This is a genomic window from Sphingobium sp. 15-1 (assembly GCF_013375535.1).
Classification (GTDB): domain Bacteria; phylum Pseudomonadota; class Alphaproteobacteria; order Sphingomonadales; family Sphingomonadaceae; genus Sphingobium; species Sphingobium aromaticivastans.
In genome coordinates this window covers 510137-523188 of record NZ_JABXJG010000002.1, presented here as the reverse complement: position 1 = coordinate 523188, position 13052 = coordinate 510137, and the positions used below count along the sequence as shown (strand labels likewise).

Genomic DNA, 13052 nt, shown 5'->3' with positions numbered 1-13052 from the left:
ACGGGTTCGGCCGCCTACGCGGTGGCGGCCGAATCCACGGTGTCGTTTTTCCGTCCCTGCGCTGATCGCAAGGTCACGAGAATGCGAAGGAATGGGGGCGGGCCGCTTTCGCCCCCTTTCCTTCGCCCCCATTTCTTCGCATGGTTTCAAGCGCCGTCGAGCAAGCCGGGTAGCCGGGCTTGCCGCGGCCCGGCGCAAAATCGGCTTTGCATTTCATCCATGTGAAGCGCCAAGCCAGGCATTCATGCTGGCCACGCTGCACCCGGCGGTCTGGCCGCAATCGACGATAATCTGCTGTCCGCTGATCGCGCCGCAATCGTCCGACGCCAGGAAGTGCATCAATGCGGCGATCTCTTCGGGCTGGACGATGCGACCGAGCGCTGAGGCGGTGCTTGTCATCGCAATCTCCGCTTCCGCCGAATCCTGATCGCGCAGCATGGGCGTGTCGACGCTGGTTGGGCTTATTTCATTCACCCGGATGCCCTTGGGCCCCAATTCCATCGCGGCGCATTTGAGCAATCCGCTCGCGGCGAACTTGGCTGCGGTATAGGCGCCATATCCCGGCAGGCCGATCGCGGAAGCAAGCGAAGTCGTGGTGATGATCGAGCTGCCCCGCGGCATGTGTCTGCTGGCATGCTTGATGCCAAAGAAGGGGCCTTTGGCGTTGATCTGGAAGTTCCTGTCGAATTCATCCTCGCCGGCGTCCTCCAGATCCGCCGAACGGCCCCAATAGCCTGCATTGTTGATAAGGACATCGATATGTCCAAACCAGGCGGCGGTCTGATCCATGCAGGCCTTGACCTCCTGCTCGACTCCGACATCGGTTCGAATCCATTTGGCGCCAATAGTTGCCGCGAAGTCCGAAACGTCGCGGCGGCTGGCTATGACAACCTCTGACCCGGCCCTGGCGAAGCGTTCGGCGGCGGCTCTGCCAATGCCGCTCGATGCGCCTGTGATGACAGTGATCTTACCCTGAAGAGAAAACATTGCGCCCTCCTTGATGTGCCTGTGACGGTGATCCAACGCTCCGCATAATAACCGATTAAAATCTACTATTGCAACTTCTATATGGAGTGAGATAGCCTAATAGGAGAAGAATCGCGGCGATATGCTTCGATAATACTCGACTTAAGTCGGATAAATGGGGAAGGGAGAAGCGCAATGGGTGGACAAGGAATATGTTCGATCGGAATGGCGGCGGCCTTGGCGGTCGCCACGCCGGTTCTGGCGCAGGATCAGGCGCCGCAGGATCAGCCTCCGGTGCAAGGCGAGATTTTCGTCACGGCGCAAAAGCGGGCGCAACGGCTGCAAGATGTCGGCATTTCCGTCTCCGCTCTGGGGCAGAGCGAATTGGCGGCGGTCGGGCGGCAGGATGTCACCGCAATCGCCACGCTGGTGCCAGGCGTGCAGGTCAATCAGTTCTCACCGACCGCGACGGTCTTCAATATTCGCGGCGTGTCGCAGAATGATTTCGCTGATTCGCAGGAAGCGCCGATCGCCTTCTATAATGACGAGGCATATGTGGGGCTGCTCGGCGCGATCAGCGGACAGAATTTCGATTTGGAGCGGGTCGAGGTTCTGCGCGGCCCACAGGGAACCCTCTTTGGCCGGAACGCGACCGGCGGGCTCATTCAGGTCGTGACGGCCAAGCCGACATCGCATCTCGACGGCTTCCTGACGCTGACCGGCGGCAGCGACAATCAGTTCGCGACGGAAGAGGCGATCAGCGGCCCGATCAGCGACTCTGTGCGCGGGCGGATCGCTTTCACCACCGATCGCCGCGACGGTTACGTCAAGAATGCGCTGGGCCGTGATCTTGGCGGGACGCGCTTCTATGCGGGCCGCGCGCAACTCTCCGCCGATGTCGGGGGCGGCACGTTGCTGGTGAAGGCGCAGATCCTCCGCAACGATCATGACAGTGGGGCGGGCGCCTATACCGCCGCCGTTTCCGCGGTCAATGCGGATGGGCTGGGGCGGTTTGTCGGTCCGGACGAGGATGTCTATGGCACATGCGCCGGATGCAATTCCTTCGGCTATCGCCCGCCGTCCGACCCGCGCCGCGTGGAGGAGGACCATCGGTCCGACTTTGAGCGGACCTATTGGACCGGCAGCGCGCGATATGAGCGCGACCTGGGCGCGGTGACCCTGACGTCGATCACGGATTATCAGTCGTTGCGCAAAGGCTATACAGAAGACAGCGATGTCTCTCCGGTCAACTTCTTCACCTATTTCGCCAGGCAGAAGGCGCATCAGGTCTCGCAGGAATTGAGGCTTTCGGGAACCGGCAGCCGGATCACCTGGGTAGCCGGACTATATGGGATCGAGATCAAGTCGACGACCGCCTATCGGATAGAATTGCCTACTTTTGGCGTCGAAACCAATTTCGGTGGTGTACTGAAGACCAAATCGGTCGCCGCATTCGGTCAGATCGAATATAAGGTAAGCCCTCTTCTCAGCGTCATCGGCGGCTTCAGATATTCCTATGACGACAAGAAATATGATTTTTCCCAGGTCGAGACCGGTTCTCCTCCACTGCTGTTCAACACAACCACCTATCCCGATCTGGCGCATAAGGATTTCGACAATTATTCCGGCAAGATCGAGATCGATCTGAAGCCGACGGACGACATTCTGCTTTATGCCAGCGTGAACCGGGGAACCAAGGCCGGCGGTTTCGGTACGCCCGCCTTCCAGCCGATCGATCCTTCCTCCATCCCCTTCGATGAAGAGGTGCTGACCAATTTCGAAGGCGGCGCGAAACTGACGTTGCTCGACAGGAAAGCGCATCTGAATGCCGCTGCCTTCCATTATCGCTATCGCGGTTATCAGGCCTTCACGCTTGTCGGACTGACGCAGGCCATCGTCAACAATAATGCGCGCGTGAACGGCTTTGAGGTCGACGCGGACATACGCCCGGTACAGGGTCTCTATCTGCAAGCATTTATGACCTATCTGGACGCCAAGGTGTTCGACATCACCTTGCCAAGCGGCCGCGTCGCGGATCGCCGCATGCCGCAGGCCCCGCGCCTGAGCTTCGGCGGAACGATGCGTTACGAGGCGGAGATTGGCCCTGGCACGCTGACGCTGCAAACGGATTGGAAGCGGAACGGCGCCAGCTATTTCACGGCCTTCAATGCGCCGGTCGATCGCGAACCGGCCTATTGGGTCGGCAATGGGCGCGTGAGCTACCGGTTCAATGACAGCGGGTTCGAGATCGCGGCCTTCGTCAACAACATCACTGACAAGACTTACCGCATCTACAATCTCGACGTCACCAATCCGGTCGGGATCACGCAGCAGACCTTTGCCCGGCCGCGCTGGGCGGGGGGCAGCCTCACCTACCGCATCCGATAATTCACGGCCCGGCCCGGCTCCCGCTCCGACAGGGCATGAGCCGGGCCCAAGAGAGGATTTTGACATGTCTACCGAAGTTCTTACCGACGAGGCGCTGCGCGCGCGCGCCATGCGCGTCGTGCCCAACGGCGTCTATGGGCATTTATCGAACGGGTTGATGCCCTATGGCACGCCCCAATTCTTCGTCCGGGGGAAGGGGGCGCGGTTGTGGGACGTCGCCGGGCGCGAATATCTTGATTTCGCCTGCGCCTATGGCCCGAACCTGCTCGGCTATCATGATCCCCGGATCGAAGAGGCGGCACAGCGGCAGCGCGCATTGGGTGACACGCTGACCGGACCGTCGCCGGTCTTCGTCGAACTGGCCGAAAGGCTCGTCGCCCAGGTGAGTCACGCCGACTGGGCCATGTTCGCGAAGAACGGAACCGACGCGACGACGATGGCGATGACGATCGCCCGGGCGCAGACCGGCCGCCGCAAGATATTGGTCGCGACCGGCGCCTATCATGGCGCCGCGCCCTGGTGCTCGCCCTTTCCCGCAGGCATCGTGCCCGAGGATCGCGCGCACCTGATCTACTACAGCTATAATGACGCCGAGAGTCTTGAGACGGCGGTGAAGGCGGCGGGCGAGGATCTGGCTGCTATCTTCGCATCGCCGCACAAGCATGATGTCTTCGCGGACCAGCAGCCGCTCGACCGGGAATATGCGGAACGATGCCGGGCGCTCTGCGACAAGACGGGCGCCATTCTGATCGTCGACGACGTGCGCGCCGGTTTTCGCATCGCCCGGGATTGCAGTTGGGAGGTGGTCGGCGTGCGCCCCGATCTGAGCTGCTGGAGCAAGGCGATTGCCAACGGCTATCCCCTGGCGGCGCTTCTCGGCTCGGATCGCGTGCGCGAAGGGGCCGCCAAGGTCTATGTGACCGGCTCCTTCTGGTTCCAGGCGGTGCCCATGGCGGCGGCGCTGGCGACTCTGGAGGTGATCGAGGCGACCTCCTATCTGGAAGATATGGTCAGGCTTGGCATGGCATTGCGCACAGGCATCGACGTGCTGGCGCGCGCCCACGGCTTCTCGATCCGGCAGACCGGGCCGGTGCAGATGCCGATCCTGCTTTTCGACGATGATCCCGATATGCGTCTGGGCGCGGCCTTCGCCGGCGGCATGATCTCGCGCGGGATTTACTTCCATCCTTGGCATAATATGTTCCTTTGCGCGGCGATGACGGACGAAGACATGGCTCAGGCCATTGACGCCGCGGGCGAGACCTTCGCTGCCATGGACAGGGAACGTGAAACGATCCGGCCGCATCCCGGAATCGCCGGCTTCATGGCTGGCATTGCGGCGGCATGAACGCGCATTCCCGTCAAAGAACATCCCCGCTGAAGCGTGTTGAACGGCGGGGCGTGCAGGCGCGGGGGCTGGTGCGACGCCAGCTCCTGCTGGATGCGGCAAGGCGCCTCCTGAGACGATCGGACCTCAACGGCATCAATGTCGCGGACATAGCCGCCGAGGCGCGGATGGCGAAAAGCAGCGCCTATCATTTCTACGCGGATGCGCAGGCGTTGTTTGCTGAACTCGCCGTCCAGATGGACGGCGAGTTGCTTGCCGCCATGGATCAGCCAGTCTCGCGCCAAGAATATTGGAAGGATATTTTCGACGTCATGTTCGAACGGGGCATTGACGCGCTGGAGGCGGATCTGGCGATGACGAAGCTTCTGCTTGGCCCGCAGACCTCCTTCGAAATCAAGCGCAGCGACAGAATGCACGACCATGTGCTGGCGCGGGCAATCATCGCGGAAATCCGGAAGCAATTCCTGCTTCCGGATCTATTGGAACTGGAAACCCTATTCTATCGCGCCATCGAAATTCTCGATTTGCTGCTGAGCCTGTCCGTCCAGGAAGAAGGCGTCATCACCGGCGAGGCGCGCCGGGAAGCCCATCGTGCCTCCCACGCCTATCTGGCCATGTACATCCCGCAGATTCTGCAAAGAACCGACGCGGCGCAACGCCGCTGAACCGTCAATTGTAGGACCGATCGTCGTTCCGACAATCATTTGAGGTTTGCCGCGCGCGCATGCAGTTTCCCCATGCGCGTTCGACAAACCTCAAATGACATGACAATTATGCGGTCGCTGCAAGTCTACGCGAAGTGATGGTTTGCAGATTGGTATATTCCGCCAGGCCATGCAGCGAATTCTCGACGCCTAGCCCCGACTGCTTGTGACCGCCGAAAGCGATATGCGGCGCGAAGACGTGGATTTCATTGATCCATACCGTTCCCGCCTGAATGCGCTCGGCAATTTGCTTCGCCTTCTCGACATCCGCTGACCACACGGATGCGGCCAGACCATATTCGGTGTCATTCGCCCGGTCGATCACGTCGTCAATGTCCCTGAACCGGAGCAGCGGCAGCACGGGGCCGAAAGGCTCCTCGCGCACGATGCGGCTGTCGTCGGGCGGATTGTCGACGATCGTGACCGGAATGAAGAAGCCGGGGCCGTCCATGGCCTCGCCGCCGACGGGAATGTCCACGCCCAGTTGGCGCGTGTCGGCCAGAATATCCTTGAGCTTTTCGAACTGCATGCGGTTCTGGATCGGCCCAAGCTGCGTGCCCTGGCGGGAGCCATCGCCCAGTTTCACCGTCCGGGCATAAGCGACCAGTTCGTCGCGGACCCGGTCATAGACGTCATCATGGATATAGAGCCGCTTGGCGGCGGCGCAGAATTGCGAGCTGTTCTGAAACGCCGCCCAGAAGAGTTGCGGGGCGATGGCCTTGGGATCGACGTCGGACAGGACGATCGCGGGATCGTTGCCGCCCAGTTCCAGCGTGACGCGCTTCACATTGGCAGCCGCGCTTTCCATCACCTTGCGGCCGGTCGCGGTGGAGCCGGTGAAGCTGATCTTGTCGATCTGATCGTGGGAGGTCATCCATGCGCCAAGATCGTTGCCGCCCGCTATGATGTTCAGCACCCCGGCGGGAACGACGTCCTTCAGCAGCTCACCAAGCTTCAAGGTGCAAAGCGGCGTATAGGGCGATGGCTTCAGGACGATCGTATTGCCCGCCACCAATGCCGGCGCGATCTTCCACACCGCCAGCAGCACCGGGAAATTCCACGGCGTGATCGCGCCGACGACGCCCAGCGGGACGCGGCGCATTTCGACGCGCCGCCCATCGCCTTCCTCGATCGTCTCGCTGTCCAGCGTCTGCTCCGCCAGCGCGTGGCACCAGGCCGACGATCCGCCGATTTCCCATTCAGCGCCCGCGCGCGGCTTTCCCTGCTCGCGCGTCAGAAGGCGCATCAGCTCTTCGGCATGCGCATCCAGCACGGCGCCAATCGCCGCGACGATTCGCTGCCGTTCCGCAAGCGGCGTGTCGCGCCACGCGGGAAAGGCACGACGGGCCGCCGCCACCGCTTCTTCCATCTGTTCGCGTCCGGCCTCAGGCGCGTGAGCGATCACCTCTTCGGTGGCGGGATTATAGACTTCGAACGTCTTCGCGGCCGTCACCAGCCGTCCATCTATGAGCATTCGATAGTCCGAATCGAAATTTTGCACTGCATCCTCCTTGTTGGCTGTCGGGTCCGCACTGCGCCTCCCTTATGGAGAGCCCAGTGGATCAGTTGATATTCGGGAAAGGCGCCGACCTCCCTATCGCTCCTGCGGCATGCGCGACGACGATTCCCGACCAGTGTCCGTTTATTGAACGATATTTATCGTAATATGGTATGACTGGCAACCAGTCTTATAAACCGGGCAGGCCATAAAATAGAGTAAATTTGGGATATAACGCGGATGGCTGAAAATTTCGATTGACGCCGAAGCAAATTTTAATCGATATGTATCGATCATAAATCGAGAGGGAAGAATAATGCAGCTCGATCGTGCGACAATGCTCGAAGCCTATCGTCGAATGGTCAAAATCCGCGCTTTCGAGGAGCGGGTCGGTGCCGATTCAATGTCCGGACTGATCCCCGGTTTCGTGCATCTCTACGCGGGGGAAGAAGCCGCCGCCGTGGGCGTGTGCCTCAACCTGACTGACGAGGACTGGATCGGATCAACCCATCGCGGCCATGGACATTGCATCGCCAAGGGGTGCGGCATCGAAGAGATGATGCTTGAAATCCACGGCAAGCAGGGCGGATTGTGCGGCGGCAAGGGCGGATCGATGCACATTGCCGATCTGGACAAGGGCATGCTTGGCGCCAACGGCATCGTCGGCGGATCGCCGCCGCTGGCCGTCGGCGCCGCGCTATCCGCCAAGGTTCGCCGTACCGGAGCGGTCGCGGTGGCCTTTTTCGGTGACGGCGCGTCCAATCAGGGCACCACGGCCGAGGCGTTGAACATGGCGGTGGTGTTGCAGGTGCCCGTCCTGTTCGTGCTGGAAAACAACGGATATGGCGAGTTCACCGCGGCCAGTTACCACAGCGCGGGCGTAGACCTGGCGCAACGGGCGGCAGGTTTCGGACTGACGGCGGTTAAAGTCGACGGCAATGATTTCTTCGCCGTCCATGACGCCGCGCGCGCCTTGATTGAACGGGCGCGGCAGGAAAGCCTTCCCGCTTTTCTGGAAATCGATGTCAAGCGGTGGCACGGCCATTTCACCGGCGATCAACAACCCTATCGTTCCGCAGAAGAACTGGCGGCGGTGCGGTTGTTCGATCCGATCGCCAGCTTCCGCAGCAGGGTGATCGATGCCGGTCTTCTGGACGCTGGCGATCTGGCGGCGATCGATCGCGAGATCGACGATCTGATCGAGCGTTCGGCCGAAACCGCGATGGCGGCCCCGCTGCCGCCCGTAGCGGCTGTGACTCAAGACGTTTACGTTTCTTACTAGGACGAGAGCGATGCCAAAAAAATCAATGCGAATGGCGATCAACGAAGCGATCCGCCTCGAAATGCGGCGTGATCCCAATGTGATCCTGCTGGGTGAGGATGTGGCCGGCGGCAAGGGCGGCACCGGCCAACTCGACGAGAATTTCGGCGGCGTCCTCGGCGTGACCAGGGGACTCTATTCCGAATTTGGCGGTCAACGGGTGATCGATACGCCGATCACCGAAAGCGCCATCATGGGGGCCGCGGCTGGCGCGGCGATCACTGGGCTCCGGCCGATTGCCGAATTGATGTTCGTCGACTTCCTCGGTGTATGCTTCGACCAGATATTCAACCAGGCGGCCAAGTTCCGCTATATGTTCGGCGGCAAGGCCAGGACGCCGCTCGTCATTCGCGCGATGACCGGCGCCGGCCTGCGCGCCGGCGCGCAGCACTCGCAGTCGTTGCACGCGATCTTCACGCATATTCCGGGGTTGAAGGTCGTCGTGCCATCCGGACCCTATGATGCCAAGGGATTGCTGATCCAGGCGATCCGCGATGACGATCCCGTGATATTCCTGGAACATAAGGCGATGTACGACATAGAGGAGGAGGTGCCGGACGGCGCCTATGCCATTCCCTTTGGCGAGGCCAATGTCATCCGGGAAGGCCGGGACGTCACCATCGTCGCGCTCGCCAAGCAGGTCCACACCGCGATCGAAGCGGCCGGACGACTGGCCCAGCAAGGCATTGAGGCGACCATCATCGATCCGCGCACGACCTCTCCGCTCGATGCGGACACCATCCTCGAAAGCGTCGAGGAGACCGGACGCCTGGTGGTGGTGGACGAAGCCAATCCCCGTTGCAGCTTTGCGACCGATGTCGCGGCGCTTGTCGCGGATCGCGGCTTTCAGCATCTTCGCGCCCCCATCAAGCTGGTGACGGCGCCGCACGCCCCCGTGCCGTTCGCCGCGCCGCTGGAAGACGCCTATATTCCCGATGCCGACGACATCTGCGTCGCGGTCCAGTCCATCGTAAACGCCAAGGTGCCAGCATGACGGACATCACCGCGATCACCATGCCCCGCTGGGGGCTGACGATGGAAGAAGGCACGCTGACCGAATGGCTCGTTCCGCTGGGGGGCGAGGTTGCAGCCGGCGTCGACATTGTCGAGATCGAGTCGACCAAGCTCGCGGGCACGGTGGAAGCGCCGTCCGCGGGCGTGCTGCGGCGCCAGACCATCCTGCCTGGCCGGACCATTCCTGTCGGCACTCTGCTGGGCGTCATTGCCGATGCGGGCGTGAGCGAGGAGGAGATCGACGCCTTCGCCGCCGATTTCAAACCGCCGGAGGATGATGGCGAGGCGGCGGAGAGTTTGCGGCCCCAGTCGGTCGAGGTCGATGGTCAGCTTCTGAGCTATCTTCGCCATGGGGAAGGCGCGCCGCTGCTCTTCGTCCATGGGTTTGGCGGCGACGCCATGGGCTGGGTGTTCGTCCAGAATGAACTGGCGCAGCATGCCGATACCATTGCCGTCGACCTGCCGGGACATGGCGCGTCGGACAAGAGCATCCGCAAGGCCGATCTGGGCGGACAGGCGGCCATCGTCGCCGGTTTCATCCGCGCGCTGGGACTCGGCAAGGTTCATCTCGTCGGGCATTCCATGGGCGGCGGCGTCTGTTTGGCGCTGGCGACCGCGGAGCCGGATCTTGTCGCCTCGCTCACGCTCCTTGCGCCCATGGGGCTTGGCCGGGACATCAACGCCCAATATCTTGAGGCTTTCGTTGTCGCTCAAAAGAAGCGGAATGTGGAGGCGGCGCTGCGCATGCTGTTTGCCGATGAATCTCTCGTCACGCGCAGTCTGGTGGATGACGTGCTCAAATATAAGCGGCTCGATGGCGTCGACATGGCATTGGCGGCCATTCAGGAGGCTATTCTCCAGGACGGGCGTCAGGCCGAGGTCTTCGATGTGGAACGCCTCGACTGTCCGCTCACGCTGATCGCTGGCGAGGCTGACCGGATCATTCCGCCCGAGCAGGTCGCCGCGCAGGGCGGCAGGCTGCTGGACGGCGTCGGCCATATGCCGCAGGCGGAAGCGGCGGCCATTGTTGCCGACGCGCTCCGGTCCATATTGGCGGCAGGCTGACGAAACTATATAGGGAGCGAGGCCGATTTATCGGCCTCGCTCCGTCCACGTTCCAATTGGGGGTAGGGCCATGATCCAGGCGTCGCAGGGTTTTCAATCCAACAGGACGATCATGCTCAGCATGATGATCGGCGCGGTCGGCATCCTGATCCTTGGCATACAACCGCTGCTGCTTGGGGCCTTGCTGAACGCCGGCAAGATCAATGCGGTCGAACTTGGCTGGATTGCGACCGTCGAGGTGCTGGGCATGGCGCTGGGCGTATGGATCGGCGCGCGGTTGATGGCGGGATCGCAAGGAAAGCGGATCGCCGTCGCGGCTTGCCTGCTGATGGCGCTCGCCAATGCAATCACGCCGGGCGCCGACACGGTGATGACGATAGCATTGGCGCGATCGCTCGCGGGGTTTGCAGAAGGCGCGATGATTGCCGTCTCGATCCTGACCATCAGCCATGGCGCGGCGCCGGCCCGGCTCAACGCGATCTACCTTACCGCCGGGGCGACGCCGCAGCTTGTCTTCGCCTATCTGCTGCCCGTCAAAGTCTTTCCCGTCTATGGGGTGGAATCGGGTTTCTACATATTGGCGGGGGTGGGTTTATTGTCGGCCGCGCTCGCCGGGGTCATTCGCGATCGCCTCGCGCCCGAGCCCGAGGAGGCAGGCGGCCGCGTCGCCTGGACGCCCAAGGTCGTGCTGGCGCTGGCCGCCACCCTCGTGACCGCCTCCGCGATCGGCGCCTGCTGGAGCTATGCCGAACCGATGGGCGCGCGCCAGGGCCTGACGACGGCGGCGGTCGGCGTGGCGATCACCATCAGCCTGGCGTTTCAGATCATCGGCAGCCTCGTCGTCGCATTGGTCGGTTATCGATTGCCCTTCCGTCTGGTGCTGCCGGGCGGGGTCATCGTGCAGGCTGCGGCGGTCATGACGCTGATCGCGATACCCGGCATTGTCGGTTTCAGTTTCGGCCTGGCGGTGTTCGGCTTCTGCTGGCAAGCCTGCCTGCCCTTCGCGATGGATCTTGTCATAGAGGCTGACGCGTCGCGGATGACGGCTCCTCTCGTCATGCCGCTGACATTGGCGGGTTTGAGCATGGGGCCGCTGATCGCCTCCGCCCTGGTGGGCGCCAGCGTGATCGGGGCCTTCGTCTTCGGCATCGCGGCATTTGTGACGGCGGCGGGGCTGTATCTCTTCATCTTCCGTCCAGGATCAGCCCCGCCGGTCCGCTTAGCCAGCCTCGACGGCTGACAGCTTCGCCACTATGTTGCGCGTGATCTGCGCAACCTGCGGATCGGCCAGCGCGTAAGTCCAGTCGGTCGTGCCGCCGCTGAAGACGGTGCCGCCACCCTGCCGGGTATAGCATCCCATCACGGCGTGACCGTGCGCGAAGCGTTGCAGCGTCGCTTCATCGCGGTTGCCCGCGACCTGCTGGCAGACAAGTTCGAGGTCGGAGAGGCTGCCTTCGGGATAGAGGCCCTCGGGCGCCGTTTGCCGCGTCCACAACGCCACCGGCGCAATGCCGATGATTTCGAAGTCCGGCGGTGTTCCATCCTCCCCTGTCGGAAACGGCAGTCCATCGCGCAGCGTCAGCGCGCAGCCGTCGCATTCATAGCCGACGAGCGACAGATCGGCGCCAAGTTGATCGCCATAGCTGAGGCCAGTACCCGCAAGCGCCCAGTGGTCGGCGCGGTAGACGGTATAGCCCCCGGCCGAAGCGGGTGTCGCGCCGGCCAGGCGGGCATATCCGCCACGGGTGAAGCTGAGGCCCGTCATCTCATTTTCCGGGCGGCGGGTGAGGGCATGGGACCAGATGCCGCTATTGTGCCGCTCGTCCGGCGTGCCGATCACCGGATCGGCGTCCACCGCGGCCTTGTAGGCGACCATCTGTTCGCCATTGCGTTCGATCCTGACCTGCCAATAAGCGGTGTTTCCGGATAGAAACGCCGCGTTCCCCCCGTTTGCGATGAAGGTTTCGACCGTATCCCGCATCTCCCACGTCCAATATTCGTCATGGCCAACCGAAAGCATCAGCCGGTAGCGGGACAGGAGGTCGGGATAATCCTGAAGATCGGAACTGGCGGCATAGTCGACGGCGATGCCTTCCTTCTCCAGCCAGCGGGTGAATGCCTGGCCCCATTGGCCCCAGCTCGCCGCGCCTGTCCAGAGCGTCAGTCCTTGTTCGGCCGCCCATTTGCCGTAGGGCAGGCTGGTGTCGACCTCCTTGACGGTCGCCAGGCGATGGGCGTCGCGGGGAAGGCTGATGAAGCCGGGCGGCAGCGGCCGCTGGAACGATACGCGCGCCGCGCCAGCCGCATAGGCCGTGCCGTCCGCCGTGTAGGTGCTGGCGCCGCCGAAGAAATTATAGGCGTTCCAGGTGTTCGTCTCGATGACCCAGAGTATTGCGGCTTGCGGTGCCTTCGCCCGCACGATGAGGAAGGCTTCCGTCGTCTCGCCGTCGGATGAGGTGAGCTGGATCTTGTGGAAGCCGCTTCGCCAATCATCGCCTACAGAAAAGGATAGTGCGACGGGCCATCCGCAGCCATTTTCCACGGCGTCGCCGGGCACCGGATAATATTCGCCTGCGATGTCACCGGCTCGATACACGGTCTTAGGCTCTATGCCGTCCCGGATAACCTCGACGCCGAACCATTTGGCGTCGGTCGATACGCAAAGTTCTACGAGGTCTCCGCCTGCATAGGATCGTTTGCGACAATAAGCTTGAAGCATGTCTTCACTCCCGCATCATTTAAAGGCTT

10 protein-coding genes are annotated in these 13052 nt (G+C 62.2%); 7 read left to right on the top strand and 3 right to left on the bottom strand.

The features are described from left to right. Positions 1-213 precede the first annotated feature (213 nt). On the bottom strand, positions 214-987 hold the full coding sequence (locus tag HUK72_RS18560; protein WP_176598267.1) for an SDR family NAD(P)-dependent oxidoreductase: 774 nt from the start codon (positions 985-987) through the stop codon (positions 214-216). 174 nt (positions 988-1161) lie between these two features. Here HUK72_RS18560 and HUK72_RS18555 point away from each other — a divergent pair, with 174 nt between their 5' ends. From HUK72_RS18555 to HUK72_RS18545, 3 genes are all read left to right on the top strand, one after another. After that, positions 1162-3354, top strand: coding sequence for a TonB-dependent receptor (locus HUK72_RS18555; RefSeq protein WP_176598266.1), 2193 nt, complete (start codon positions 1162-1164; stop codon positions 3352-3354). 64 nt (positions 3355-3418) lie between these two features. Beyond that, entirely contained in the window at positions 3419-4702 is a 1284-nt protein-coding gene (locus HUK72_RS18550; RefSeq protein WP_176598265.1) for an aminotransferase class III-fold pyridoxal phosphate-dependent enzyme, read from the top strand. Continuing rightward, positions 4699-5367, top strand: coding sequence for a TetR family transcriptional regulator (locus tag HUK72_RS18545; protein WP_176598264.1), 669 nt, complete (start codon positions 4699-4701; stop codon positions 5365-5367). The genes HUK72_RS18550 and HUK72_RS18545 overlap by 4 nt, the downstream gene beginning before the upstream one ends. Positions 5368-5473: 106 nt before the next feature. Here HUK72_RS18545 and HUK72_RS18540 read toward each other — a convergent pair whose 3' ends face one another. Beyond that, on the bottom strand, positions 5474-6907 hold the full coding sequence (locus tag HUK72_RS18540; protein ID WP_369806013.1) for an aldehyde dehydrogenase family protein: 1434 nt from the start codon (positions 6905-6907) through the stop codon (positions 5474-5476). Between the two features lie 313 nt (positions 6908-7220). On the opposite strand from HUK72_RS18540, the gene HUK72_RS18535 reads away from it, so the two are divergent. From HUK72_RS18535 to HUK72_RS18520, 4 genes are all read left to right on the top strand, one after another. Beyond that, positions 7221-8186, top strand: a complete 966-nt coding sequence (locus HUK72_RS18535; RefSeq protein WP_176598263.1) for a thiamine pyrophosphate-dependent dehydrogenase E1 component subunit alpha — start codon at positions 7221-7223, stop codon at positions 8184-8186. A 10-nt stretch (positions 8187-8196) separates the two neighbouring features. After that, positions 8197-9219 carry an alpha-ketoacid dehydrogenase subunit beta gene (locus tag HUK72_RS18530; RefSeq protein ID WP_176598262.1) on the top strand — a complete coding sequence of 341 codons (1023 nt, stop codon included), beginning with the start codon at positions 8197-8199 and terminating at the stop codon, positions 9217-9219. Then, on the top strand, positions 9216-10304 hold the full coding sequence (locus HUK72_RS18525; RefSeq protein ID WP_176598261.1) for an acetoin dehydrogenase dihydrolipoyllysine-residue acetyltransferase subunit: 1089 nt from the start codon (positions 9216-9218) through the stop codon (positions 10302-10304). Before HUK72_RS18530 ends, HUK72_RS18525 begins: the two co-directional genes overlap by 4 nt. Before the next feature lie 70 nt (positions 10305-10374). Next, positions 10375-11544, top strand: a complete 1170-nt coding sequence (locus HUK72_RS18520) for a hypothetical protein (RefSeq protein ID WP_176598260.1) — start codon at positions 10375-10377, stop codon at positions 11542-11544. Here HUK72_RS18520 and HUK72_RS18515 read toward each other — a convergent pair. Then, on the bottom strand, positions 11524-13023 hold the full coding sequence (locus HUK72_RS18515; protein WP_176598259.1) for a N,N-dimethylformamidase beta subunit family domain-containing protein: 1500 nt from the start codon (positions 13021-13023) through the stop codon (positions 11524-11526). The genes HUK72_RS18520 and HUK72_RS18515 overlap by 21 nt on opposite strands. Between the last annotated feature and the right edge of the window lie 29 nt (positions 13024-13052).

Excerpts from the sequence above, each read along its gene's own strand:
- HUK72_RS18560 (WP_176598267.1), bottom strand. The coding sequence starts at position 987 with ATGTTTTCTCTTCAGGGTAAGATCACTGTCATCACAGGCGCATCGAGC.
- HUK72_RS18555 (WP_176598266.1), top strand. The coding sequence starts at position 1,162 with ATGGGTGGACAAGGAATATGTTCGATCGGAATGGCGGCGGCCTTGGCG.
- HUK72_RS18550 (WP_176598265.1), top strand. The coding sequence starts at position 3,419 with ATGTCTACCGAAGTTCTTACCGACGAGGCGCTGCGCGCGCGCGCCATG.
- HUK72_RS18545 (WP_176598264.1), top strand. The coding sequence starts at position 4,699 with ATGAACGCGCATTCCCGTCAAAGAACATCCCCGCTGAAGCGTGTTGAA.
- HUK72_RS18535 (WP_176598263.1), top strand. The coding sequence starts at position 7,221 with ATGCAGCTCGATCGTGCGACAATGCTCGAAGCCTATCGTCGAATGGTC.
- HUK72_RS18530 (WP_176598262.1), top strand. The coding sequence starts at position 8,197 with ATGCCAAAAAAATCAATGCGAATGGCGATCAACGAAGCGATCCGCCTC.
- HUK72_RS18525 (WP_176598261.1), top strand. The coding sequence starts at position 9,216 with ATGACGGACATCACCGCGATCACCATGCCCCGCTGGGGGCTGACGATG.
- HUK72_RS18520 (WP_176598260.1), top strand. The coding sequence starts at position 10,375 with ATGATCCAGGCGTCGCAGGGTTTTCAATCCAACAGGACGATCATGCTC.
- HUK72_RS18515 (WP_176598259.1), bottom strand. The coding sequence starts at position 13,023 with ATGCTTCAAGCTTATTGTCGCAAACGATCCTATGCAGGCGGAGACCTC.